The sequence below is a fragment of the Erwinia sp. ErVv1 genome, assembly GCF_900068895.1.
In the GTDB taxonomy this organism is placed as follows: Bacteria; Pseudomonadota; Gammaproteobacteria; order Enterobacterales; family Enterobacteriaceae; genus Erwinia.
The window spans coordinates 1-22,650 of sequence record NZ_CDPK01000016.1; the positions used below are offsets into that span (position 1 = coordinate 1).

Genomic DNA, 22,650 nt, shown 5'->3' on the forward strand with positions numbered 1-22,650 from the left:
TAAACCAAGGTTTCCAAGAGCCGCAGCCACCGCCGCTGGGCCTGCGTTTTTGATCTCCAAAAAGCTATTTGCGGTTTGGAGAAACCCTTCGGCGTTATTGGCTTTTAGCGCCGCCAGCAGATTGGTGACGAGGGTTGCGACGGTGCCATCATCCAGCACGTCCTTACCGCTTTTATCGGCAATAAACTGTGCCAGAACGGCGGCCATCGTGGTGCTCTGCCGCAGCGCTTTATTGATCTGCGCCGAAGAGGCTTTGCCGGACTGGAACCCGGTAGCCAGCGATTGCAGCTGCTCGTAGTCGCTCTGGCTGACGACGTTGGCGCCGGAAGCCGTTGCAAAAGGTTTAAAGTTATTTGTAGCCATTAAAGATTTACTCCCCATGCGCCTTCATCAAATCCGGCGATATAGTGGTTGTCGAGGTCAAAACCGAAAAACTGATTGCCTACGGACGGTGTCAGGATCTCACCGGCGTAAACCCCTGCCGCCTTAACCGTCAGGTAGCCCTGGCGGATGGCAGCCAGTAGTTCAAGTGAGACCTCAGAGATTGTCGTGTCAGGAAAAACCTCGATAGAAACGGTCATATCCTGATTGTCGACGATTTGCATTGATAAACCGGTACCCACCAAAGCCGCATCCAGAATGGACGGCAGCGAATCGTTGGTACCGTCCCAGCGGTTGATGGCGATCTTTGCTTTCAGAATCGAGCGGTACACGTCATCACTCAGGCGGGTAAAGCCGGCATCCGGATCGTACGGGCCCTGCCATACGCCCTGGTCATAGCCCACCACCTCGGTATCCCAGGAGAAATAGATACCCGCAATAGGTTTGGCCACGATTCGGGTACGACCAATCCATTCCCCCAGAATATCCAGCTGGCTGCCGGTCGCGTCATCAATGTCAAAAGCGGTAATCAAACGTTGTGTGGTGCCCAGCGCATCAATGAAGGGCTGGGTTGAGAGATCGATATGCCCGGTGAACAGGGGCTTATCACGATGATAATTAGCGATCAGATCGGTATATTGACTCATACCGTTACCTCAATCGTAATATTCTCCCTGCTGACCGAGGCGGATTCGTTATAGGCCACCGCAATGTTAGCGACCGCCATGCTGGCAGCCGATCTGCCAATCTGTAGCTGGGTGATGTCGTAATAGCCGTGCGCCCCACCGCTGGTGTCTGCCAGGTTTGCAGGTGAATAGAGGCGGCTCAGCAACACATCCTCACCGATCGCAAGGCCGTTGATGTAAGCGGCAATCGCGGTTTTCATATCCTCACCGATTTGCGTGGTATAGCCGGTGAAAGCTCTGATAACGATGGCCACGTGCACCGGGACGTCAGAGGGGCGGGAAAAACTGATGCTATGTGGGTTGCCATACTTATCGCTAACCACCAGCGTTGACGAGCCCCAGGTCGCCGTTCCCTGCCCTTTCTTCCCGCGTAGCACCTGCGCAATAGCGGTCACATCGCCGCCGTCAACAATCGCCGCAATGGCGTGCGCCGGAATACCGTGAGCGTCAGCCGTCCCGGTATCGTTTTCATAGAGCCGGTGGTTGGTTACCCCCGGTACGCTGGCGATAGCGGCATCCAGTGCATCAAAAGGCGTGAGCGAGGCCAGCGCTACGCTCTGCGTCTGCCGAAGGCGCAGCTCGCTGTCCGTTTCCGCCGCCGTACCGGGCGTCGCCGCCGGAATATTGGTTACGGATGTCCAGCCCCGGGTCGGCGTATTGATGCCGTTGACCGTTCCCGGCAGCGCTACCACGGCGCCCGCACTGGCGCAGGTCGCCGTTACAGTCGCCGTTGACGCGGTGCCTATGGTGACGCTGTCGGGCAGGTTCCAGATAACGCCGTTGCTGTCCCTGACCGAGCCATTACTGATAGTGGTGCCGGGAATACCGGTCAGGGTGACATCCACCACGGAAGAGGTAGCCCCCTGGCGGGTGATGCCGTTGATTTTTACGTTTCGACTCAGTGCATCGCCCATCGCGGTAGAGGGCGAGAAAGCGTTGTAGCAGTGGATAACCGCATTATTGGTATCATGAATAGCCAGCGCGACTATCGCCAGCATCTGCCCATCCTTGCTGTCCGGCTCAAGGTACGCATCGCTGCCGTAAATCTGCTGAAAATAACCGGTCAGGGTGCTGAGGATCGCCTGATAGCCGGGCGCAGCGATCCCCTGGGCCGTTATCGTTGCCGATAACCCCAGCGTTGAAAGATTAAGTGCCATTATTCCTCGCTTGTGACTGTCGTGGTGCCGTACCGGGTGCTGACCGTCGCCGTAACGACCGCCCGCCGCGTTGTGGCGGTAAAGCTCATTTCAAATGAGAGGATTTCCAGCACCCCCTCGGTTTCCAGGATGCGCTGGCGCAGCGCCAGCTCGACCGCAGCGTCGTTTGGCCTGTTGGAGAGCAGATTCATCCACGGCGTTCCCTCGGTGGTATCAAGGAACCACTGCCCGTACCACAGCATCAGCCGGGTTTTGATCGCCTGGGCGACGGCCTCCGGGCTGTCCGTCAGAAAAGTGTTGTCCCCTTTGCCGAAGGTGTAGTCACCGTCCTTGTCTTCACGCCGATATTTCATTGCGGCACCTTAGTGACGCTGTTGCCACCCTGAATACCGCCGTGAACGTGTGTCGCCTGGCTAATGCCCTGCGCAATCTGATCTCCGGTGGAGGTGATCCCGCCGTCGACGCTGACGTTGCCTTTGGTGGTGACCTCACCATTAACGCTGACGTTGCCGTTAATCGTTAACAGCGACGTGTTAATAGTCACCGCCCCGCTCTGCGCCAGGGCGATAAAGGCGCTGCCTTCGTCGGTGCGAATTTGCAGGGAATCGGTACTGATATCAGCGATTTTTTGCGCCTGCGACTGCGGGCCGACCAGCGCGAACGCGTCGGAAAGATCGTGCTGGCGCGGGTCGACCGGCTCCTGAACGCCGCCGCTTTGCCACCAGAAGTCAATGCAGCGGTCGCTGAAGAGAAGCAGGCACTCATCGCCCGCTTTGACCGGAAAGGTAATGGTACAGCCGCCGCCGCGTGGAAAAATGACCGGTACATCCACCAGCATGGGCAGCTCTACCGATTTGCTGCCGCCTTTGCCGTCGCGCACCGTCCCTTTAATCGCGGGCTGCACCTCGCAGGTCACCGCAACAGGGTCGAATGAGTGAATGATGCCGGGCAGAGAGACGCGCAGTGCGGAGGATACCGAGTTGGATAAGGCTTTATACGCCTGATATTCCCCGCCAATCACTGACTGAATTGGAACTGGCATAAAAACTCCATTAAAAAACCCGCACGCGGCGGGCTGATAAAAAACGGGCGCCGCAGAGGCTGGCGCGAATGTTAGGTTGCTTTTTGCGGGGTGAGGTTAATCAGCGTCTGGTTTTCCCGGGCAATGCACAGCAGGGTCATATACCAGTTGGTACCACGGGTGTCGCCGTCGTAAGTAATGGATTTGACGATATAAACCCCCTCGGATGAGAGATCGCCCGCATGGCTTTTACTGTCCGCACCCTTCTGGGTGTCATTTGCTCCGGCTGCCGCCGTGCCCTGTGACGAAGATGCAGCATCATCCTGAGTTAACATGCTTCGATTAATCTCAACGGTGCCGTGAAGACGGATATTGGGGTTGATCAGACATTTCACCGTTATCCCGTTATCAATGTTTACCGAAGGCACGCCAATCAGGCCGGACTGATAGTTAAGTACCACCGAGGACGAAAGGTAGCTCTCCTCCGGTACCATTTGCAGCTTTCCATCAACAAACTGCCAGCTTGAGTGGCACTGCGCAGCCACGTTATCCATCGTCTGCGCGGCCGTCTGATAAAACACCCGTCCGCGCGGGAAGCGCGTGTCAGGCAGGGTGCCGGTTGCGCCTGACGTTACGCCTGCCGGGTCGAAGTTGCGCAGGGTAAGCGAATAAACATCCCCAGGCCGATAACCTGCCGCCAGCGTACTTTTCAGGGTGGTGGTTAAGGCCGCCCGGTGTCCATCGACGGCATGCACGATCATCGCATAATCGGGTGTCGATTCCTGCTGAGTGGTGGCATAGCGGATCTCGCCGCTAAAGATCTCACCATAGTTCAGTCCCCGACTCTGGCCCGTCTCCTCCTGCGAAACTGGCACAGCAACGCCTACCTCGCTGCTTTGAACCGCCGGCGCGATCCCCTGATAACCCGCCACCACTTTGATTCGGGTAAACTCTCCTTTCAGAATTTTATTGCGGGTCCCCTCCGCCAGATTGTAAAGGGCGATGGTCGCCTCACTACCGGGTTTACTGACGTCGGTGGTGATGGTAAAGGTGATTTTCAAATCGCCTAAGACGTAATTTTGCTGGTCCTTATCCGTCAGGACCAGCTCAAGATAGCGGTTCCAGTTGACGCTCATAGTGACTCCGTCAGGACGCAAAGATGACTCTTAGTACCGAGATCAAACTGCCCGGGCGATCCTGCCGTGGGATCGTCACAGAAAACCGCCAGCCCGAAATCCAGGTTGAGATAGCCGTGCTGCTCCAGCAGGTTAACATCAGCCACCAGCGGCAGACCGGTGATAATATCGCTGCCGTTAATATCCTGAAGATCCAGAATCCAGCAGGGATCGCGCCACAGCAGGCCGATGCGATAACTGATATTGTTGATGGAGATATCGAATCGCTGATTATCCGCAGATAACGGAATTTCATTGATATTCACGCTGCCCCCCTTATAGCCGACGTGCCGCTCCATGGCCGGGTGACTTTCTTACCGCTGTTATGCACCTCGGCGGTGGCCACGCCCTGCTGCATATTGTCTTTCCCGGCGCTGTAGCTCAGCTGCGTTTCGCTGACCAGCACTTCAGTCAGCTTTAAAGTGGCAATCAATGCATTTTCATTGTCCCTGCTGCCCGACACGGTTATCGAGGTGATCAGCATATTGCGATATAAGCGCTTGCCGGTCACCACGTCCAGCAGCTCCCGATTTTGCTGCGCATCGCGTAATTTTTGATACACCTCTTTCGGGCTCTGCCCCAGACTCAGGCCGGACGCGAGCGAACGGGTATCCCATAAGTCCAGCAGCGAGCCGCCGCCCGCGCACCCAATCGTCATATCCAGCTGGGCGGGATTTTGCCAGGCATGGTCGTAGATTTTTGCTCCCCGCTCAACCGGGTGGCTGGCGGTCGTTAACGTATCGGTATGGGTTTCAGCGGTCACCACATCCGGGATCAGCACGCCAATCTGCCGACGCTGTAGGGTAAAAAGTGTTGAGAAAAGATCCATTATGTTGGCCTCGCAGAAGCTTGCTCAACGAAATAAGCGTTAACATCGTGCTGATGCTGCTTAACCTGCCAGGCGGTGGCAACGGGATCGGCCGAACCGCTGACGTTGATATGCGTCTCCTGCTGGAGATTCACCACCTTATCCTGGTTAACGCTGTTCACCTCACTGACTGAGGCCTGTCGTCCGTCCGTAGCCTGAATACTGGCCGCATGCAGCATCAGCAGCTGAGCATTCAGGGCCTTCGCCGGCCCGGATAAGGCACTTTGCACTCCGCTCTTTGGGCTCTTTTCGTCAGTTCCATCCGGTGAAAAGAGCCCGGTAAAGGAATGCTTCATATCCTCAATGTCCTTATCAGAGAAAAAATGCACCTTATGCAGAAAAGATACAAATGGCCCTTCGGCCAGCTCTTTGCCCATCTCCGTAAAGAAGCGGTTAAGAAAGGCCTTTACCTTTTCCACGGCCGCGATCATATCGGGCGACCAGTTCCCCGTCAGGAAGTCCGACAGGGTTTGCAGCCCCTCTTTCCAGTCAAGGGTGCCCTGATTCAGCTTATTGAACTTATCTACCAGCCAGCCAATCGCCGTTTTCGCGGCAGCAATACCAGGCGCCCACGTATCCCAGTCGATAAGGGACTTGCCTCCTTCCTGCCAGGTTTTGTAGTCGTCGTATAACGCGAGGATCGCCACGCCCAGCCCGGCGATGATGCCGATCGGTGAGAGCAGAAATGCGCTGTTTAACAGCATCCAGGCAACCGTCACTTCACCCAAAATGGTTATCAGCTGCTTTGTGCCGTTATCCAGTCCGTCCCACCAGCCCGTCAGATCGTTTGCGCCCTGAACCAGCCGCACGACAACGCGCTCCCCCACTTCCGCCACGCTGAGCAGGATATCCACCACCTTACCCAGCGTGCGCTCAATATCAGGCGCATTCTCCAGCAGCCTGCCGCTTAAGCGGTCAAAGGAGTCTGCCAGGCCGTCCATCAGCCGACTGCCGCTTTTAGCCTGAACCAGGTCGCCGACCTGACTGATGCGCCGCTGGGCCGTCATCATATGATGACCGCTGGCGGTCACCTGGCTCATATTGACGCCGAGAGTGTCCACGATGCGGGCATATTCCGCGCTAAACTCCCCCAGCCCCTGGCGCATGGCCGTAGCGATCTGCGGATTGATATTCAGCCTGCTGGCAAAGTCCGCCGCCTGCGCCTGTGGAAGGGCCGCCAGCTTACTGCTGGCGCCGTTAAAAATCTGGCCTGCCGAACTGAGCTGGCCCTTATCATCCCGCGTGGTAACGCCGAGCCGGTTAAGCAGCGCCTCCGACTCGGGCGAACTTTTCACCCGATCGGCAAGCGCCGTAACGGCCTTAAGCAGGGCATCGCCCCCCACGCCGGTTTGCGCACCGGCGTAGTCAAGCCCCTGGGTATCGGCGGCGCTCATACCGGCCTGTTGCGCACGCCAGCCCAGTTGCTCAAAACGCCCGGAAACCTGAATGACATAGTTTACGGCCGTGGCGATATGCCCGGTGGTACGGGCCACCACGTCGCTAATCGTCCCCAATGCCGCGCCGAACTGCGGTAATATCGCTGTCGCATGGTCCATAAAGGACACGACCTGATTTAACGCCTTGCTCTCCTCAAGCTTGTTAAGCCCGGCCAGTAGTTGATCAAGTGCCTTCGTCGCGAAGGCCCCCGCCCCGCTGCTTTCTTTCCGCTGATATTCTTCCAGCACAGCCGGTAAGCCCGCTACGCCTTCATCACTCATTAGCCTGTTTCCATCGAATAATGCGGTTTTCGTTATCCGCCTTCAGATCCAGCCAGTCGTTCATGCGGGCAATGTCCGCCAGGTCGACCGTGCCATCCTTGAGGGCGGCGTAGCTGATATACCCGGCTTCCACCGGGCGCATCAGAAAATCTTCATCGTCTGGAAGGGTTTCCAGCGTTAAGCCACTTACGACGGCGCAGTCTCGCTGGCGGGGCGTTCTGGCAAAAAATTTCCCAGCGACTCCTCCACCACGCGCGCAACCAGCTTCAGCATCGTCATAAGATCCAGGTCGTCGAACATCAGCGTGCCCTGGGTAAACACCGGCACCCATCCTTTACCCTGCTGGCGGGAAACGACCGCCAGGCAGGGATGCAGAATGGCGTTAACGTCGTCGTCGCTCATATCAGAGAGCGCATTAGCGATCTTAGGCAGCGCCGTTTCCAGCGCCTGGCTAAGATTACCCCTGGCCGCAACGCTTTTGATGCCGTCAATGTCCGAGGCTATCCCGGCCAGAACCGGGAGTAATTTACGGGAGACTTTCAGCTGTTCAAATACGCCCAGCCGGGCTGTACGGTACGGAATATCTTTAATATCGAATTCCATAAATCAATACACTCCCATCACCTGATCAATCTTGATGCAGTCAAATACCCAGCTCAGCGTGCCGCCCTCTTTGGTGAATTTCATATCGGGAAGTTTGTTGAACGCCACGCCGCGCGCGGTAATCACGTCGCCTGAGGCGTTATTGCGAATGACAATAACGTTATTCCCCCAGGTGGCAGAGGACTCACTCTGCGCATTGTAGGCAAGAGACAGTTTTTTATTGACCGGTGACGTCTGGAGCAGGTTGATGGTGATGGTGCCGCTTTTACCGGGCAGCAGGGAGTTCATCCCTTCGCCATCAATACCCAGGGTCATGGTGTTTTTATTACCCGCCATGGCGACGGTAATACCCTCGTCTGAGTGAGCAGAACCGCTGCCCACGTCGAAGACTACGCCTGGACCGACAAAAGACGCCGTTACATCCATAAAAGAATATGCTGCCATTGTGATATCTCCTTAGCGAACTACATTAATTTGAACGTCGGCGTAGTGCACAGCACCCGCCAGTTTGCATGCCACCTGAATCAGCGGCGCTTTACGGGCTTCCCGATCGGCCTGCGCCTGGGATGCCAGAGGCTGGGCATAAACGTAATACCCTTTGGTCAGCGTATCGCCCGAGCTGAGCTGGCCGATGTCGCCACCGCTCCAGACACCCGGCGCGACCAGACCGTTGGTTGCCGCCTGTGCCATGGAGGCTTCGACGTTAGTCATCAGTCGGGTGATCCCCGCTTCGGTCTGTGGGATCTTGCTGGTTGAGGTGTAAAGCAGGTTGAAAAGGTTGGTTTGCACCGAGTTCTGCAACCAGTCCAGCCCGTGGCGCTCATCAAAGAAGTCGCCGTTCGCCATGACGCCCTGCTGCAAAATGGCGGTATCATTGGCATAGAGAACGTAGACGTTGGCATGTTTCGCCGTCAGCGCCGCCGCCTGATTGCTGGTCAGTTTTTCGTAGCCCACGCCCGGCTCGGTTTTGAACTTAAGGGTCAGCGTAGTGTTGCTGCCGCTAAAGTTGACGGTGAACGCCCTGGCGAACGCCGAGATAGCGGCATACTGGCTGCTGGTGGAGTACTGAACGAAGGTGCGGCCATAGCCCGCCACTTTCAGCTTCGCCGCCAGATCGCTCTGTGAGGTCGCATCAAGCGTTTCTGCATTATCAGTGGTGACGGCAAAGACCCGGCTCTGGCTGGATGACTCAATGGCGGCGGCAACGGCCAGCAGGTCGCTATCGGTTACGGCATCATCGCCGGAGGCGGCAATCGCCAGACCATACCATTCGGTATACTGCAGCAGTGCGTTCACCGCCTGAGGGAGGGTTTCAGCCTCGCCCGCTTCGCCGGTCGCCAGCGTTTTCGCCCAGCGGCCCCGTNATCGCCAGACCATACCATTCGGTATACTGCAGCAGTGCGTTCACCGCCTGAGGGAGGGTTTCAGCCTCGCCCGCTTCGCCGGTCGCCAGCGTTTTCGCCCAGCGGCCAATATAGAGCTGCTGAGGTTTCGGCGACTGAGCAAAATAGACTGAGGCTGCCTGATACTCAGCAGAAGCAATCCCAAAGTCCGTGCCGATATCTTCCGCAGAGGAATAGAGGCGCAGGCGTTCGGAAACGGGGATAACCGTTGAACTGCCCAAAATCAGCATAGAGCCAAAGTTGCGGCCCGTTGCCGCGGCAGGCGACATAATAACGTCAACGTTCACAATGCTGGATAAAGGTAATCCTTGTGACATACTTTATTCTCCAATCAGATTAAAAGGTGTTTCCACCAGTGATTTAATGCCGTATAAACGGACAGTTTTACGATTCAGACGCACCCGTAGCTGATTAATCCGCCGCGAGATATTGTCCGTAGTTTCAAAAGACGACGTTATATCGCCACAGTTCTCTGCACTGATATCAAAGCGATCAAGCTCATCGATATTTTGCGATATTGTTAAGCCATCCCGTAATCGAGTGGCATAACGCTGCCCTTCAGGACCATAAAAGGTGATATCGCATTCAATAAGCTCAAAGCGCCATAATTCAGCATTCCCCTCCTGTTGATTTTGTATTACCGGCGCACCCGTGGAAGAAAGAGTACTCACCGCGATGGCGCAGCCATTTTCTTCAGCCGTAAATGCAGAGGATGTCTTTACTGGCCCGGCAGCAATAACGCTGGCCGCTGGCAAGCCGGTAATACCGCTTACCCATTGCTGCAATTGTTCAACCAATGCATCATCGTAAACAGCCTCACTATTCAGGGGCGTCAGCCACCCTGATTCAGTCGTTGAGTTATTACTCAATTCACCTCCATCATGATTTATCAGTTCTTAATTTTGCGCAGAAAGGGCCGCCATTTTAGTTAAAAAATGGTCGCTTTTACGCATCAGTTAACGCAATCGATCTGCCTAAAGGTGCTACATGCGGTATTAAGCGCAGCTATTTAATGTTCATTCAGGCACTGCGAACGGATATAAGCCTGGAGCCCGCTTATTTGCGCTCTGGCGATTTCGATTCTTCGCCGGAGAGTGAAATAATCCCGTTCAGCGGTGTTATCAGGTCTGGCGCGGGTTGCATCATCCACGCCGGGGGTGGAATTACTGCGATTGCAGGTGGCGGCGAACTGCAACCTGCGGCCAGCAGAGAGAGAATGCTCAAGCTGACTGACATTTTCCAGAGCCTGTTGCAGCTTGTTAGAATACTCCTTATCGATCTGACTAACTTTCTTTTCACGCTGCTGCATATCCTTAATAAGCGTTTGTTTTTCATCCACGCGTTTAAGCGCATGATGATATTCGCTTCGATAAAATATTGCGGTTTTTGCCAGAATAAAAACAACCAGTAAACCCGCCATCATTATTCCTAACTTAACGCTCAGCCAGTTCATTTCCATCTTCCAGTAAACATACAGAGCGCTCGGTTTCACGACGATTGATCAGCCCTCGCCATTTTTTCCCGCCAGCATAGACCCAGCGCCGCATTTGATCGCAGGCGTCTTGATAGTGACCTGCATTTAGTTCCCTGAGCAGAGTCGATTGCCGGAAGGCCGTAATACCCACATTGAAGGTAAAACTATACAGTGCTGCGCGCTGATATTCGTTAAGCGGCACCTTTACCAGACCGTCCACCGCCTGCTCAATGGGCTTAAGATCGTCCCTGAGCAGGCTATCGCACTGCTGGTCTGTATAAATTTTACCTGGAACGATGCCACTGCCGGTGTGACCATCGCATACCGTCCAGATCCCGGCAACATCGCGGTAGGGGCGATATACCCGCCCTTCAAGACCCTCCTCACCCTGCAAAAGATGCGTGGCGATAATAAAGGCCCCGCTGCCAGCCGCGGCGATAAGCCTTTTTTTCAATTTAGGTGATAACGCCATAAATTTACTCGTCGATCTCCGTTAAGACATGAGTGCATCTTTGCAGCGCTTTTATTTGAGCTATCGTCATTTTTCGCCGGTAATACCAGTTAATAACGAAGGTAAAAAGTGCTACTAATATGCCTGCCAGCACGCCGATTGCGCTCCATTCATCCGGGCTGAAGCAATTAAGGAATCCATTCGCCATTGTCCCTATCGCTGCACCATAGGCGGCGCCAGACGTTAAATTGTTCATCGTATTGTCGCTCATCCTCATCGGCGGAATTATCCGCCTTGATGAATTATTGAGGCAATCTAACCCGTATATTCCTTTCCGTTGGAGGGATATTGACACCTGACTTAACGAGTCAGATTGCTGAGTAGTGTTATCAAAGCAATTACCCTCCTGTTATTAAATAAATATTGATAAAAGGAGTTATTAATCGAGGGTGAAGTAACACGCCTTACAGCAATGTCTCTTGCACCGGGAAATCCGCCAGTCGCATCTGTTCTTATTCAATCTGTATGCTTTCACACTACAGTGTAGAATTCGTTACGAAAAGCTTTACTGGGATTTTTTTGAATTTAATTAGATGCACATCATAAACATCATTTATATACAGCACATGCTATCCGCATGGAACTCACTTAATAACCCAACCAATCATCACCGGCTTATTTATTTCATGATGCTATAGTAGAGGATGAATTTCGTTACGAAAAGCTTTTATTTTTTATTTCTCAACCAAAAAAAAATACGCAGTTGATTACATAACGAATCAAATAACATTTTGTTTTACCCATAAAAAAACCTGCCATGAAGGCAGGTTTTTTTACAGCGACAGCATCTTTACTTGCATGCTAATACAGTACCTCGTTAATTTCGTTACGAAAAGCACTTAGTATGATTTTTTTCAAATATTAATAAATCATCGCCCGTAAAACACTCCCACAACCCGTGGGCTCAAAGAACAGGATTTCATTACAAACTAAACCCCTTAAGGGCTAAAGGAAATAACTGTGGTTCATCCAGTGAAATCGCTCAGATTTAATCAGTTAATTTCAATTTTTATCAGATTATCAGGGATAATTCGTTACGAAAAGACTTATTATTGAAAATTTTAAACCCATGCGTCCATTTCGAGTTTCGCGTCCGTCATAATAATGCAGGCATCAATAAACGTCTCGGCTATCATCAACTGGTTACGGATTTTCCCTTCAGAACATTTCAGCTTACGGGCAATACCCGATTTCGACACATTATACATATAGTGTAGAACAACCAGATCAACCTCTTCATCGCGCCCCACCCTTTTTAATGTGGCAATGGCGGAGTCAATAATCATCCCGTCATTATCACAGCAGGACAGACGGGACTTACTCTCTGTCGGTAACAGGCTTTTAAAACCTGCCGCTACAGGTGACCAGTCCAGCTGTGTGCCCTCTGCCGCAGCCCATCCACCCCATCTTTCCAGTACCTTTTGTATATCTCGCATATAACCCCCCTCTTACGTAATCCTGTCCCGGGTGATATTTCCCCTGCCTTCTGCCCTCCACCTTCCTGACATCTGTTCTGTTACGACGCGTTGCCCCTAAGGGTCCGAACGTACGCCCGAACTGACCGCAGGCTCGCCAGACATGCTTTAATCCGGCTTATCGATGGTGACAATGTTGGCAATCTATACTAAAATGCATTAGTCATCAACCCACAAACGATTAGAAAAGCAATTTTAATGCAAAAATGCATTACCCAACAGGAAAATTTAACGAGAGATAACACGATGATTTTTGATCTCGATATTCTTAACCGAAATATCAAACACTTAATGGATGAAAGCGGGATTATAAGCGTAACTGAGCTGTCAAAAAGAGTAAATTTACAGCAGTCAACGCTGCATCGGTTGCTGACCGGTGAGGTCAAGGATCCCAAGTATACGACGCTGAAATACCTGGCAGATTACTTTCAGGTATCCCCCGTTGATCTTATCGAACGCGACCTGAGATCGGTACAAAGCAGTAACCTGATTCAGATTGAAGGCGACCTTCACTCATTTGCGCTGCAAAAAGTGCCGGTACTGGGGAATACTCAGCTGGGACATGGCGGCTACTGGAGCGATATGCAGTATCCGGTCGGGAACGGAGATGGTTTTCTACGCTGGCCCTCCAGCGATCATGACGTTTACGCGCTTAAGTGCGTGGGTGATTCAATGATGCCGCGTATTAAGGAGGGTGAGTTTGTTATCGTCGAACCTAACCAGAATTTTCATCCCGGTGACGAGGTGCTGGTAGTGACGAATAATGGCGAAGTGATGGTCAAAACGTTTCTGTTCAAACGAGATGGTTTTTTCCACCTTTTACCGGTGAATGAAGATCATGCCCCCATTCGTATTGCCGTGCAGGATGTGACAAAAATGCAGTACGTGGCGGGTATTGCAAAATCATCGCTCTGGTATCCCTGATTACCTGACCTTAGTCAGGGTCGGGTCAGTCAGCACTCGCCTGCCGAGCTGGCAATATGGTAAATTATTGCCGTCAGTCAAACGATTGCCCGTGAAACGGGTTATGGAAATGAACGTTATATGGCTTTGCTAATTACCCGGCACTGTATTAACTGCGACATGTGCGAGCCTGAATGCCCTAATCAGGCCATCTCCATGGGCGATGCGATTTACCAGATTGATGCCGATCGCTGTACCGAGTGCATAGGGCATTACGATACCCCAACCTGCCAGCAGGTCTGCCCGATCGACAACACCGTTGTGACCGACCCGGACCGTATCGAAAGCCGCGAACGGCTGTGGGAAAAATTTGTGGTGCTGCATCACGCCAGCTGATCGAGGGATTGTGCAGACAGGATCCTGCCTGCTTAATTCTCAATAATTACCGTGGCGCAGGCGTAATGACGCTCATCAGCCAGCGTGACATGAACATGAACCACGCCCAGCCTCTTCGCCACGTCAGCCGCCTGCTGAAAAAAGCGCAGGCCCGGCTTTCCCAGCTCATCGTTATAAACTTCAAACTGATTAAACGCCAGGCCGCCGCGAATGCCGGTGCCAAAGGCTTTGGCTGCCGCTTCTTTCACCGCGAAGCGTTTGGCAAGAAATCGCACCGGCTGCTGATGGGCCAGATACTGCTGCCATTCATTTTCACTCAGCACCCGCTTCGCCAGCCGGTCGCCGGAACGGGAAATTACCCCTTCAATACGGGCAATTTCCACAATATCGCTGCCAAGGCCAAGAATCGCCATTAGCGACGCGCTTCCCGCAGCAGATTTTTCATCTCTTTAACCGCTTCCGCCAGCCCGCTCATCACCGCCCGACCAATGATGGCGTGACCGATATTAAGCTCGTGCATCTGTGGCAGCGCGGCAATCGGCTGAACGTTGTGGTAAGTCAGCCCATGCCCGGCATTCACTTTCAGCCCTTTGCCGTCAGCATAGACCGCCGCATCTTTAATGCGTTTGAATTCCGCATCACGCAGCCGTCCCTCACTGGCTTCAGCATAGGCACCGGTATGAATTTCGATAAAGGGTGCCCCGGTAGCCATAGCGGCATCAATTTGCTGATGATCGGGATCGATAAACAGCGATACCAGGATCCCCGCTTCTTTCAGGCGCGAGACGGCAACGGTGATCTTTTCCAGCTGACCGGCCACGTCCAGACCGCCCTCGGTGGTGACTTCCTCACGCTTTTCAGGCACCAGACAGCAGAAATGCGGCTTGATTTCGCAGGCAATATCGATCATCTCGTCGGTAACGGCCATTTCAAGATTCATGCGCGTCTGAATAGTTTGCCGCAGGATGCGCACGTCACGATCGGTGATATGACGACGGTCTTCCCGCAGATGTACGGTGATGCCATCCGCCCCCGCCTGTTCAGAAACAAAAGCCGCCTGCACCGGATCCGGGTAGTGAGTACCGCGCGCATTACGCACAGTTGCAACGTGATCGATATTAACGCCTAACAATAATTCAGCCATAGCGGACCTCAATTTTTCACAGTATTTGCAGAGTAAATTGTTCATTGCGCCTGCCGGTATAAGCGCGTGCTTATTCAGCATCAGTAAGCGGGTCGGCGCGCTTTTTGGGAATAAACTGACGGAAAAGCTCCTGGCTTTTCAGCGGCTTTCCCCCAAGATAAGGCTTTAGCGCAATGCGCGTAAAGCGCTTGGCGGCGCGCAGCGTATCCGCATCGGGAAAGGTTCGCTCGTAAAGCGCCCGCAGCTGACGTCCGGTAAAGGTATTATGGTTTATCACCAGGCTGGCAATAAAGCCTTTCTCTTCACGGTAGCTGTAGGTCATGCCCTCAGCCACCTCTTCGCCACTCCCGGCGCAGTGCAGAAAGTCGACGCCGTAGCCCAGGTGGCCCAGCATTGCCAGCTCGAACCGGCGCAGCGCGGGTTCAGGTGAGCCACTGGCTGCTGCCAGCGCCTGCAGGCAGTAGAGATAGTCGAAAAAAAGCTCGGTGAAGGCGGTTTCCTGCTCCAGTACGCGTGAGAGCAGTTCATTAACGTAGAGGCCGCAGTAAAGGGTAATGCCAGACAGGGGTAAAGCCAGAGAGATAGGTTCAGCCCCGCGCAGCGTTTTTACCTCTCCGCGTCCCCCCCACCGCACCAGCAGTGGAGTGAAAGGTTGCAGCGCGCCTTTCAGGCTGGAGCGCTTTCCGCGTGCGCCTTTGGCAACAACGCGGATGCGTCCGTAATTTTCAGAAAAGAGGTCGAGCATCAGGCTGGTTTCGCTCCATGGGCGTCCATGCAGTACAAACGCGCGCTGCCAGCCTTCCATCAGGATCAGAGATCGTCAGTGTAGCCCAGGCTGCGTAGAGCACGTTCGTCATCCGCCCAGCCCGACTTCACTTTAACCCACAGTTCAAGATGGACCTTCACCTCGAACATCTCTTCCATATCCTTACGGGCTTCAATACCAATCGTTTTGATTTTGGCGCCTTTGTTGCCAATAACCATTTTCTTCTGGCCTTCACGTTCAACCAGAATCAGACCGTGGATATCATAGCCGCCCCGCGCATTGGTCACGAACTGTTCGATTTCAACCGTCACCGAATAGGGCAGCTCCGCGCCCAGAAAGCGCATCAGCTTTTCACGGATCATTTCGGAGGCCATAAAGCGCTGCGAACGGTCAGTGATGTAGTCTTCCGGGAAGTGATGGATAGCTTCCGGCAGGCGCTTACGCACAATACTGGCAATGGTGTCGACATTTTTACCGCTTTCAGCGGAGATCGGCACCACGTCCATAAAGTTCATCTGCTGACTGAGAAACTGCATGTGCGGCAGCAGGATGCTTTTGTCAGTAATGTTGTCAACTTTGTTGATGGCAAGCAGAACCGGCACTTTGCCATCTTTCAGCTTGTTGACCACCATTTCATCGTCAGCCGTCCAGCGCGTCCCTTCCACAACAAAGATAACCAGTTCGACGTCACCGATTGAGCTGCTTGCCGCACGGTTCATCAGACGGTTGATCGCCCGCTTCTCTTCCATATGCAGGCCGGGTGTATCCACATAGATGGCCTGATAGCCGTCTTCGGTGTGGATCCCCATAATGCGGTGACGCGTGGTTTGCGGCTTACGCGAGGTAATAGAAATCTTCTGCCCCAGAAGCTGGTTCAGTAAAGTGGATTTCCCGACGTTTGGGCGGCCTACGATAGCAATAAAGCCGCAATGGGTGGTTTGTTCGCTCATTCAAGTCCTAGCTTAATCAGGGCCTGTTCGGCCGCTGCCTGCTCAGCTTTGCGACGGCTGGATCCGGTTCCTACAACCGGTTCCGCCATGCCGCTTACCTGGCAGTGAATAGTAAATTCCTGGTCATGCGCTTCGCCACGCACCTGCACCACCAGATAGGAGGGCAGCGGCAGATGGCGACCCTGCAGATACTCCTGCAGACGCGTTTTGGGATCTTTCTGTTTGTCACCCGGGCTTATCTCATCCAGACGGCTGGCATACCAGCTGAGGATCAGTTTCTCAACGGACTGGATATCGCTGTCCAGAAAAACACCGCCGATTAACGCCTCTACGGTATCGGCCAGAATTGATTCACGGCGGTAGCCACCGCTTTTCAATTCACCGGGACCGAGACGGAGGCATTCACCGAGATCAAACTCACGGGCCATTTCAGCCAGCGTGTTGCCGCGCACCAGCGTGGCGCGCATGCGGCTCATGTCCCCTTCATCAACGCGTGGAAAACGCTGATAGAGCGCATTAGCAATCACATAGCTAAGGATTGAGTCGCCCAGAAACTCCAGTCTTTCGTTATGTTTACTGCTGGCGCTACGGTGCGTGAGTGCCTGCTGTAACAGTTCCTGATGGGTAAAAGTGTAGCCCAACTTACGCTGGAGCCTGTTAATTACGATGGGATTCATGTGTTACCAGTATCTGAATGCGTCAATTATTCTGCACACGGAACAGGGCTGGACGCGCCAACACGGGACTGTTTCGTGTGCAGGGTGAATGCCAACAGGCACTCACCCGCCTAAGTAATGCTACCCAAAGGTAGGCATCAGTGAATACCGCCAATGCGGCTCAGGCGAACGCCAGTAGGCCATTCACCTTCCTGCTTCTTAAAGCTCATCCAGATGGTGGTCGCTTTACCAACCAGATTGCGCTCGGGAACAAAGCCCCAGTAGCGGCTGTCTGCGCTGTTATCGCGGTTGTCGCCCATCATGAAATACATACCCTGCGGTACCACCCACGTCGACTGTGGCTGACCCGGCTGCTGATAGTACGAGCTTGCCTGACCTGGTGCCTGGGTGACCAGCAAAATAGCGTGCGTGACGTCGCCCAGCGTTTCATTGCGGGTAGCCAGGCGCAGTCCGCCGCGCATGGATTCGCCCTGCGGCATCTGATAAAAACCATTGCCCACTTCATTGCCGTCAAAGCCGCTGAAGGTCTGAATAAAATCGCTCGGCTCAACGTTGGAGTAGGTCACCGGCAGCGCTTTTTCACAGGACTGGCCTGCGCAGGCCGGATTAATGCTCACCGTTTTGCTCTGCGGATCGTAACTGACCCGATCGCCAGGTAGCCCCACTACGCGTTTGATATAGTCCAGGCTCGGATCCTTGGGGTATTTAAACACCGCGATATCGCCGCGTTTCGGATGCCCGGTCGGGATCAGCGTAGTTTGCGTAATCGGGTCTTTGATACCGTAAGCGAATTTTTCAACCAGAATAAAGTCCCCGATCAAAAGCGTTGGCATCATCGAACCGGAGGGGATCTGGAAGGGTTCGTAAATGAATGAACGCACCACGAACACCAGCAGCAGCACCGGAAATACCGATGCAGTGGTTTCCACCCAGCCAGGCTGCTTCGCCGCTTTAATCTGCTCCGGCGTGCCCGTGGCAGCGCCTGACTGTGCCAGCTTTGCCCGGCGGGCCGGTGCCCACTTAAACTTATCAATACACCAGACAATGCCGGTGAGTAAGGTTGCAATCGCCAGAATCAGGGCGAACATATTTGCCATTCCACTTCCCTCAAAGCCCACAGGCTCTATTTGCTGTCTTTACCGACATGGAGAATGGCAAGGAACGCTTCCTGAGGCAGCTCAACGTTACCGACCTGCTTCATGCGTTTCTTACCGTCTTTCTGTTTTTGCAGCAGCTTTTTCTTACGGCTCACATCCCCGCCGTAGCATTTAGCCAGGACGTTTTTACGCAGCTGCTTCACGGTAGAGCGGGCAATAATGTGGTTACCAATCGCCGCCTGAATAGCAATATCAAACTGCTGGCGCGGGATAAGCTCCTTCATTTTCTCCACCAGGTCACGTCCACGGTATGGAGCATTATCACGGTGGGTGATCAGCGCCAGCGCATCAACGCGCTCGCTGTTAATCAGCACGTCTACGCGTACCATGTCGGAGGCCTGGAAGCGCTTGAAGTTATAATCCAGTGAGGCGTAACCGCGCGACGTCGACTTGAGACGATCGAAGAAGTCGAGCACCACTTCCGCCATGGGAATGTCATAGGTCAGCGCGACCTGATTACCGTGGTAGACCATATTGGTCTGTACGCCGCGTTTCTCAATACAGAGAGTAATCACGTTGCCAAGGTATTCCTGTGGCATCAGCATATGACATTCCGCAATCGGCTCGCGCAGCTCTTCAATATTATTCAGCGGCGGCAGCTTGGATGGGCTGTCTACATGAACCGTCTCACCCGACGTGGTGATCACTTCGTACACGACGGTTGGTGCGGTAGTAATCAGATCGAGATCGTATTCACGCTCCAGACGCTCCTGAATGATCTCCATATGCAGCAGGCCAAGGAAACCACAGCGGAATCCGAAACCCAGTGCCGTCGAACTTTCTGGCTCGTAGAACAACGACGCGTCATTGAGGCTCAGCTTGCCCAGCGCATCACGGAAGGCTTCGTAGTCGTCTGAGCTGATGGGAAACAGCCCGGCGTAAACCTGCGGCTTCACTTTCTTAAAGCCCGGTAGCGACTTATCGGCGGGATTACGTGCCAGCGTCAGCGTATCGCCCACCGGAGCGCCCAGGATGTCCTTAATGGCGCAGACCAGCCAGCCAACTTCACCACACTTCAGCACGTCGCGATCGACGCGTTTTGGCGTAAAAATACCCAGGCGGTCAGCGTTGTAGCTCTGCCCGGTACTCATGACTTTTACTTTTTCACCCTTGCGCAGGGTGCCGTTTTTAACGCGGATCAGCGATACCACGCCCAGATAGTTATCGAACCATGAGTCGATAATCAGCGCCTGTAACGGCCCATCCGGGTCGCCTTCCGGTGGCGGAATGTCTCGCACCAGGCGTTCCAGCACGTCGGGCACGCCCACGCCGGTTTTCGCAGAGCAGCGAACGGCATCGGTGGCATCAATCCCCACGATGTCTTCGATTTCCTGCGAGACGCGATCGGGATCGGCCGCGGGCAGATCGATCTTGTTCAGTACCGGTACAACTTCCAGATCCATTTCCATCGCCGTGTAGCAGTTGGCCAGGGTCTGTGCTTCCACACCCTGCCCGGCGTCAACCACCAGCAGAGCGCCTTCACAGGCTGCCAGCGAGCGGGAAACTTCATAAGAGAAGTCCACGTGGCCCGGCGTGTCGATAAAATTGAGCTGGTAAGTTTCACCGTCCAGCGCGTGATAGTCGAGCGTTACGCTCTGCGCCTTGATGGTAATGCCGCGTTCGCGCTCTAAATCCATAGAATCCAGAACCTGCGCCGCCATTTCACGTTCGGTCAGGCCGCCACAAATCTGAATTAAACGATCGGATAGCGTGGATTTGCCATGGTCGATATGAGCGATGATAGAAAAGTTTCTTATATGCTTCATTTATATGAATATTTTCGCTTAAACGTTCGGTTTAGTTCTTGCGGTGAACATAACACTGGACACTTCACGCAATGTACCCGCCATCAATGAGCACGCATCTTACACTGTTAGCCCCCGCCACGAAAGAATTCACATACATAGCGGTTCATCAAATTATATACCCTGCCTGTTAATGCATTGCCTTCTGACTGGCGTACGCATGACAGCGCTGCATTTCATTGACCGTCTGACTGTGCGGGCGGTTAACGAAAGGAGCAGAGATCGGATAACGGGGGATAAGCCGATACCGGCTTCCCCTGAAGGGAGCCAGTGAAAGATGAACCGGGGCAGGATTAGGTTTCAACACGCAGGGCATCGGGTGGTAATGCGATGCTCAAAATGACGGGCTGGAAGGAGGCCGATTTACCCAAATAAACCGAGATCCCTTTGGCGATAATAAAACCGCCTGTTCCGCCCAGCAGTGCGCCCGACGCTGCGGCCAAATCGCTGTGAAACAGCATTTGAAACAGGCCGGCCACCAGGAACAAGCCGACCAGCGGCGTCATATAGACCAGCAGGGCTGAGCTCAGCAGGCTTTTTTCAGCAATACCCAGCTCAATACGCTGACCAGCAATAAGCGGCTCGCTGCTTGCAACCGTCATCACATGCGCATTTTTTGGCCCCAGCTTATTCAGTACCTGGCTTCCGCAGCCCTTGCGGGCTGAACAGCTACTACAGGAGGTTTTCATTTCCGAATGAAGCGTGGCTATGCCGTCCTTCCACGAAACGACCGTGGCCCATTCTCTCATCATCGCGCTGCTCCTAAAACAATGCCGTCAGTAATACGCTTAGCCGTTGAGGGGGGAAGTTCACCCACAAGGGTAATTTCAGTATTATCGCGTATTTCAGTCTGCACCGTACGGCGACCTGTGCGCAATAGCTGCGGAACGCTATTTTTATCGGCCGCGCTCACGTTGATGGAGAAGGTGAACAGGCCGTCTGAATAGAGCCGCGAATCCACCAGCTTATTCAGCGCCGGAATGCGTCGACGGCTTTCCGTCAGCTCTTTCATTCCGGCAGGGATCCAGCCGGGCTTCCAGTTAAACGTCACTTTCTCACCCACCGGCATTGAGAACGAAGGGGGCATGTTGGCTTTTTCCAGCCCCTGCATCATTCTGCGCACCCCATCGTCCACCGCGAAGCTGACAACACGATATTGCTCAAGCGTTTCACCATCATGGTCAAGGAGATCGATACGCAGGGGCAGCTTGGTTTCGCTGTCCAGCCAGACGATATAGCTGTAGCGGGTTCCGTCTCGCGCCACGATGCGGACGACTTCGCACAGCTGATCGGCAATGCGTGCACGCCCTACTGGCACAAAATCGTAATTCTCAGCAACCTGCTGAAAATCGGCAAACACCAGTGAGGGAAGGGAATCAACAATATGGTCGCTGGTTAGCGTGAAGGGTTCAAGACCTGGCTCGAAGTAGCTAACTTCTTTGCCGCGCTGGATAACTTCGCGCCGGGGGCCATCCATCTGTAATAGCTGAGCGTAGACTTTATCGTTGAGCACAGCATGACGGTAGCGCAGGGATTCAATCCCGAGCCTGGAAACGTTGATGTAGGCGAGTTCGTAATTAAGAGACTGGCTGGCCTGCTCCATTTGTTGCAGAAGCGCCCCGGAGGTGGTTTCCGCCGGGGCGACTGAGGAGTACATCAGGCTGCCAGCCATAAGGCTGACGGCGCACCAAAGTTGCTTCATTACTGCTGCTGAATTCCTAACGACTGGTTACCAGGAACCTGAACGGCGGCCTGCTGCGCAGGGTTTTGTTCAAACTGAGCCTGGCCGGAATGCAGACGGCGCTGCAGTTCATAATCCTGGAGCATCGCGTTAACGCGGCGACGCTGATCCTGTACGCGCTGTGGGGCGCTGCTCATCTCAGCGCTCTCAGAGGGTACACCCAGGCTTACCGGCGAGGCCTGACCCATCATCGGCAGGGTGTTGAACACCGGTGCATCCGATCCCGTCTGACCATTCTGTGGCTGGTTGTAATGCTGCACACCCACAATAACCGCCAGTGAAACACAGGCAGCCACACCAACCTGAGTAATCTGTGCCGCCCAGGGGCGCACTTTGTGCCAGAACGGCATATTCTCGTAGCGCTCCGGTTTGGGCTGCGCTTCAGGAATAAGCGGCGTCGTTTTGTTGCGCGGCTCACGTTCGATGGCCGCTGCGACACGGTCGGCGATATCAAAATGCATCACCGGCGCAAGATCGCCACGCAGGGTATCGCGAATCAGGTGATAGCTTTCCCAGTTTTTCTGGAGCGTGGCGTCGTTAGACAAGGCTGACAAAACTTCGTTATCCAAAGTTTCCCCGTCCATTAAAGCGGAAAGTTGTTCTTTCTGCATGCCTTATACCTTCCTGTATCCGCTATTT

General features: G+C 53.9%; 28 protein-coding genes and 3 pseudogenes. 2 read left to right on the forward strand and 29 right to left on the reverse strand.

The features are described from left to right. From A1830_RS18040 to A1830_RS18130, 19 genes and pseudogenes are all read right to left on the reverse strand, one after another. Positions 1 to 363 (reverse strand): annotated as a pseudogene (locus tag A1830_RS18040) (hypothetical protein); the annotation flags it as partial. After that, a complete protein-coding gene (locus A1830_RS18045; protein WP_067709475.1) occupies positions 363 to 1,028 on the reverse strand; it encodes a baseplate wedge 1 family protein in 666 nt (221 codons plus the stop codon). The pseudogene A1830_RS18040 and the gene A1830_RS18045, both read right to left, overlap by 1 nt. After that, positions 1,025 to 2,224: a baseplate J/gp47 family protein gene (locus A1830_RS18050; RefSeq protein WP_067709477.1), complete on the reverse strand. Its 1,200-nt coding sequence runs from the start codon at positions 2,222 to 2,224 to the stop codon at positions 1,025 to 1,027. Before A1830_RS18050 ends, A1830_RS18045 begins: the two co-directional genes overlap by 4 nt. After that, positions 2,224 to 2,577 (reverse strand): contractile injection system sheath initiator, encoded by a 354-nt coding sequence (locus tag A1830_RS18055; RefSeq protein WP_067709479.1) that lies wholly within the window; start codon positions 2,575 to 2,577, stop codon positions 2,224 to 2,226. The genes A1830_RS18050 and A1830_RS18055 overlap by 1 nt, the downstream gene beginning before the upstream one ends. After that, the gene (locus A1830_RS18060; RefSeq protein WP_067709481.1) at positions 2,574 to 3,266 is read right to left on the reverse strand and encodes a Gp138 family membrane-puncturing spike protein; all 693 of its coding nucleotides are present in this window, start codon (positions 3,264 to 3,266) and stop codon (positions 2,574 to 2,576) included. Before A1830_RS18060 ends, A1830_RS18055 begins: the two co-directional genes overlap by 4 nt. Positions 3,267 to 3,337: 71 nt before the next feature. Continuing rightward, the gene (locus tag A1830_RS18065) at positions 3,338 to 4,381 is read right to left on the reverse strand and encodes a hypothetical protein (protein ID WP_067709483.1); all 1,044 of its coding nucleotides are present in this window, start codon (positions 4,379 to 4,381) and stop codon (positions 3,338 to 3,340) included. Then, complete coding sequence (locus tag A1830_RS18070) at positions 4,378 to 4,686, reverse strand: phage baseplate plug family protein (RefSeq protein ID WP_067709485.1); 309 nt, start codon at positions 4,684 to 4,686, stop codon at positions 4,378 to 4,380. The genes A1830_RS18065 and A1830_RS18070 overlap by 4 nt, the downstream gene beginning before the upstream one ends. Beyond that, the gene (locus A1830_RS18075) at positions 4,683 to 5,249 is read right to left on the reverse strand and encodes a phage baseplate protein (RefSeq protein WP_067709490.1); all 567 of its coding nucleotides are present in this window, start codon (positions 5,247 to 5,249) and stop codon (positions 4,683 to 4,685) included. The genes A1830_RS18070 and A1830_RS18075 overlap by 4 nt, the downstream gene beginning before the upstream one ends. Then, on the reverse strand, positions 5,249 to 7,006 hold the full coding sequence (locus tag A1830_RS18080) for a phage tail tape measure protein (protein WP_067709493.1): 1,758 nt from the start codon (positions 7,004 to 7,006) through the stop codon (positions 5,249 to 5,251). The genes A1830_RS18075 and A1830_RS18080 overlap by 1 nt, the downstream gene beginning before the upstream one ends. Continuing rightward, positions 6,999 to 7,148, reverse strand: coding sequence for a DUF6889 family protein (locus tag A1830_RS18085; protein WP_067709495.1), 150 nt, complete (start codon positions 7,146 to 7,148; stop codon positions 6,999 to 7,001). Before A1830_RS18085 ends, A1830_RS18080 begins: the two co-directional genes overlap by 8 nt. Before the next feature lie 44 nt (positions 7,149 to 7,192). Next, positions 7,193 to 7,609: a phage tail assembly chaperone gene (locus A1830_RS18090; protein ID WP_067709497.1), complete on the reverse strand. Its 417-nt coding sequence runs from the start codon at positions 7,607 to 7,609 to the stop codon at positions 7,193 to 7,195. A 3-nt stretch (positions 7,610 to 7,612) separates the two neighbouring features. After that, positions 7,613 to 8,053, reverse strand: coding sequence for a phage structural protein (locus A1830_RS18095; protein WP_067709499.1), 441 nt, complete (start codon positions 8,051 to 8,053; stop codon positions 7,613 to 7,615). A gap of 12 nt (positions 8,054 to 8,065) precedes the next feature. Then, a pseudogene (locus tag A1830_RS18100) lies at positions 8,066 to 8,893 on the reverse strand (DUF3383 family protein); the annotation flags it as partial. Between the two features lie 97 nt (positions 8,894 to 8,990). Next, positions 8,991 to 9,329: pseudogene (locus tag A1830_RS18105) on the reverse strand (DUF3383 family protein); the annotation flags it as partial. A gap of 3 nt (positions 9,330 to 9,332) precedes the next feature. Next, on the reverse strand, positions 9,333 to 9,881 hold the full coding sequence (locus A1830_RS18110) for a phage neck terminator protein (protein WP_067709501.1): 549 nt from the start codon (positions 9,879 to 9,881) through the stop codon (positions 9,333 to 9,335). Between the two features lie 140 nt (positions 9,882 to 10,021). After that, positions 10,022 to 10,465: a lysis protein gene (locus A1830_RS24095; protein WP_369815726.1), complete on the reverse strand. Its 444-nt coding sequence runs from the start codon at positions 10,463 to 10,465 to the stop codon at positions 10,022 to 10,024. Then, a complete protein-coding gene (locus A1830_RS18120) occupies positions 10,446 to 10,958 on the reverse strand; it encodes a lysozyme (RefSeq protein ID WP_067709505.1) in 513 nt (170 codons plus the stop codon). Before A1830_RS18120 ends, A1830_RS24095 begins: the two co-directional genes overlap by 20 nt. A 4-nt stretch (positions 10,959 to 10,962) precedes the next feature. Next, positions 10,963 to 11,193 (reverse strand): class II holin family protein, encoded by a 231-nt coding sequence (locus A1830_RS18125; RefSeq protein WP_067709664.1) that lies wholly within the window; start codon positions 11,191 to 11,193, stop codon positions 10,963 to 10,965. Between the two features lie 865 nt (positions 11,194 to 12,058). Continuing rightward, positions 12,059 to 12,433 (reverse strand): antiterminator Q family protein, encoded by a 375-nt coding sequence (locus tag A1830_RS18130; RefSeq protein WP_067709507.1) that lies wholly within the window; start codon positions 12,431 to 12,433, stop codon positions 12,059 to 12,061. Between the two features lie 285 nt (positions 12,434 to 12,718). On the opposite strand from A1830_RS18130, the gene A1830_RS18135 reads away from it, so the two are divergent. After that, positions 12,719 to 13,396, forward strand: coding sequence for a S24 family peptidase (locus tag A1830_RS18135; protein WP_067709509.1), 678 nt, complete (start codon positions 12,719 to 12,721; stop codon positions 13,394 to 13,396). Positions 13,397 to 13,516: 120 nt separating this feature from the next. After that, positions 13,517 to 13,771 (forward strand): YfhL family 4Fe-4S dicluster ferredoxin, encoded by a 255-nt coding sequence (locus tag A1830_RS18140; RefSeq protein WP_067709512.1) that lies wholly within the window; start codon positions 13,517 to 13,519, stop codon positions 13,769 to 13,771. Positions 13,772 to 13,803: 32 nt separating this feature from the next. On the opposite strand, the gene acpS is transcribed toward A1830_RS18140, so the two are convergent. The 10 genes from acpS to rseA form a co-directional block, all read right to left on the reverse strand. Next, entirely contained in the window at positions 13,804 to 14,184 is a 381-nt protein-coding gene (acpS, locus tag A1830_RS18145) for a holo-ACP synthase (RefSeq protein WP_067709514.1), read from the reverse strand. Continuing rightward, positions 14,184 to 14,915, reverse strand: coding sequence for a pyridoxine 5'-phosphate synthase (gene pdxJ, locus A1830_RS18150; RefSeq protein ID WP_067709516.1), 732 nt, complete (start codon positions 14,913 to 14,915; stop codon positions 14,184 to 14,186). Before pdxJ ends, acpS begins: the two co-directional genes overlap by 1 nt. A 70-nt stretch (positions 14,916 to 14,985) precedes the next feature. Then, a complete protein-coding gene (gene recO / locus A1830_RS18155) occupies positions 14,986 to 15,720 on the reverse strand; it encodes a DNA repair protein RecO (protein ID WP_067709518.1) in 735 nt (244 codons plus the stop codon). A gap of 5 nt (positions 15,721 to 15,725) precedes the next feature. Continuing rightward, a complete protein-coding gene (gene era / locus A1830_RS18160) occupies positions 15,726 to 16,631 on the reverse strand; it encodes a GTPase Era (RefSeq protein ID WP_067709521.1) in 906 nt (301 codons plus the stop codon). Beyond that, positions 16,628 to 17,308 (reverse strand): ribonuclease III, encoded by a 681-nt coding sequence (gene rnc, locus A1830_RS18165; RefSeq protein ID WP_067709524.1) that lies wholly within the window; start codon positions 17,306 to 17,308, stop codon positions 16,628 to 16,630. Before rnc ends, era begins: the two co-directional genes overlap by 4 nt. Before the next feature lie 137 nt (positions 17,309 to 17,445). Beyond that, positions 17,446 to 18,405 (reverse strand): signal peptidase I, encoded by a 960-nt coding sequence (gene lepB, locus A1830_RS18170; RefSeq protein WP_067709526.1) that lies wholly within the window; start codon positions 18,403 to 18,405, stop codon positions 17,446 to 17,448. A 26-nt stretch (positions 18,406 to 18,431) separates the two neighbouring features. Next, positions 18,432 to 20,231 (reverse strand): translation elongation factor 4, encoded by a 1,800-nt coding sequence (gene lepA, locus A1830_RS18175; RefSeq protein WP_067709528.1) that lies wholly within the window; start codon positions 20,229 to 20,231, stop codon positions 18,432 to 18,434. A gap of 332 nt (positions 20,232 to 20,563) precedes the next feature. After that, positions 20,564 to 21,022: a SoxR-reducing system protein RseC gene (gene rseC / locus A1830_RS18180; RefSeq protein ID WP_067709530.1), complete on the reverse strand. Its 459-nt coding sequence runs from the start codon at positions 21,020 to 21,022 to the stop codon at positions 20,564 to 20,566. Then, positions 21,019 to 21,972: a sigma-E factor regulatory protein RseB gene (rseB, locus tag A1830_RS18185; RefSeq protein ID WP_067709532.1), complete on the reverse strand. Its 954-nt coding sequence runs from the start codon at positions 21,970 to 21,972 to the stop codon at positions 21,019 to 21,021. Before rseB ends, rseC begins: the two co-directional genes overlap by 4 nt. Beyond that, positions 21,972 to 22,622 carry an anti-sigma-E factor RseA gene (gene rseA, locus A1830_RS18190; protein ID WP_067709534.1) on the reverse strand — a complete coding sequence of 217 codons (651 nt, stop codon included), beginning with the start codon at positions 22,620 to 22,622 and terminating at the stop codon, positions 21,972 to 21,974. The genes rseB and rseA overlap by 1 nt, the downstream gene beginning before the upstream one ends. Between the last annotated feature and the right edge of the window lie 28 nt (positions 22,623 to 22,650).

Coding starts and splice junctions, on each gene's coding strand:
- recO (WP_067709518.1), bottom strand. CDS start 15,720: ATGGAAGGCTGGCAGCGCGCGTTTGTACTGCATGGACGCCCATGGAGC.
- A1830_RS18125 (WP_067709664.1), bottom strand. CDS start 11,193: ATGAACAATTTAACGTCTGGCGCCGCCTATGGTGCAGCGATAGGGACA.
- rseA (WP_067709534.1), bottom strand. CDS start 22,622: ATGCAGAAAGAACAACTTTCCGCTTTAATGGACGGGGAAACTTTGGAT.
- A1830_RS18055 (WP_067709479.1), bottom strand. CDS start 2,577: ATGAAATATCGGCGTGAAGACAAGGACGGTGACTACACCTTCGGCAAA.
- acpS (WP_067709514.1), bottom strand. CDS start 14,184: ATGGCGATTCTTGGCCTTGGCAGCGATATTGTGGAAATTGCCCGTATT.
- A1830_RS18045 (WP_067709475.1), bottom strand. CDS start 1,028: ATGAGTCAATATACCGATCTGATCGCTAATTATCATCGTGATAAGCCC.
- A1830_RS18065 (WP_067709483.1), bottom strand. CDS start 4,381: ATGAGCGTCAACTGGAACCGCTATCTTGAGCTGGTCCTGACGGATAAG.
- A1830_RS18090 (WP_067709497.1), bottom strand. CDS start 7,609: ATGGAATTCGATATTAAAGATATTCCGTACCGTACAGCCCGGCTGGGC.
- A1830_RS18130 (WP_067709507.1), bottom strand. CDS start 12,433: ATGCGAGATATACAAAAGGTACTGGAAAGATGGGGTGGATGGGCTGCG.
- pdxJ (WP_067709516.1), bottom strand. CDS start 14,915: ATGGCTGAATTATTGTTAGGCGTTAATATCGATCACGTTGCAACTGTG.
- lepA (WP_067709528.1), bottom strand. CDS start 20,231: ATGAAGCATATAAGAAACTTTTCTATCATCGCTCATATCGACCATGGC.
- A1830_RS18050 (WP_067709477.1), bottom strand. CDS start 2,224: ATGGCACTTAATCTTTCAACGCTGGGGTTATCGGCAACGATAACGGCC.
- rseC (WP_067709530.1), bottom strand. CDS start 21,022: ATGATGAGAGAATGGGCCACGGTCGTTTCGTGGAAGGACGGCATAGCC.
- rseB (WP_067709532.1), bottom strand. CDS start 21,972: ATGAAGCAACTTTGGTGCGCCGTCAGCCTTATGGCTGGCAGCCTGATG.
- lepB (WP_067709526.1), bottom strand. CDS start 18,405: ATGGCAAATATGTTCGCCCTGATTCTGGCGATTGCAACCTTACTCACC.
- rnc (WP_067709524.1), bottom strand. CDS start 17,308: ATGAATCCCATCGTAATTAACAGGCTCCAGCGTAAGTTGGGCTACACT.
- A1830_RS18135 (WP_067709509.1), top strand. CDS start 12,719: ATGATTTTTGATCTCGATATTCTTAACCGAAATATCAAACACTTAATG.
- A1830_RS18080 (WP_067709493.1), bottom strand. CDS start 7,006: ATGAGTGATGAAGGCGTAGCGGGCTTACCGGCTGTGCTGGAAGAATAT.
- A1830_RS18120 (WP_067709505.1), bottom strand. CDS start 10,958: ATGGCGTTATCACCTAAATTGAAAAAAAGGCTTATCGCCGCGGCTGGC.
- A1830_RS18085 (WP_067709495.1), bottom strand. CDS start 7,148: ATGCGCCCGGTGGAAGCCGGGTATATCAGCTACGCCGCCCTCAAGGAT.
- era (WP_067709521.1), bottom strand. CDS start 16,631: ATGAGCGAACAAACCACCCATTGCGGCTTTATTGCTATCGTAGGCCGC.
- A1830_RS18075 (WP_067709490.1), bottom strand. CDS start 5,249: ATGGATCTTTTCTCAACACTTTTTACCCTACAGCGTCGGCAGATTGGC.
- A1830_RS24095 (WP_369815726.1), bottom strand. CDS start 10,465: ATGAACTGGCTGAGCGTTAAGTTAGGAATAATGATGGCGGGTTTACTG.
- A1830_RS18095 (WP_067709499.1), bottom strand. CDS start 8,053: ATGGCAGCATATTCTTTTATGGATGTAACGGCGTCTTTTGTCGGTCCA.
- A1830_RS18140 (WP_067709512.1), top strand. CDS start 13,517: ATGGCTTTGCTAATTACCCGGCACTGTATTAACTGCGACATGTGCGAG.
- A1830_RS18060 (WP_067709481.1), bottom strand. CDS start 3,266: ATGCCAGTTCCAATTCAGTCAGTGATTGGCGGGGAATATCAGGCGTAT.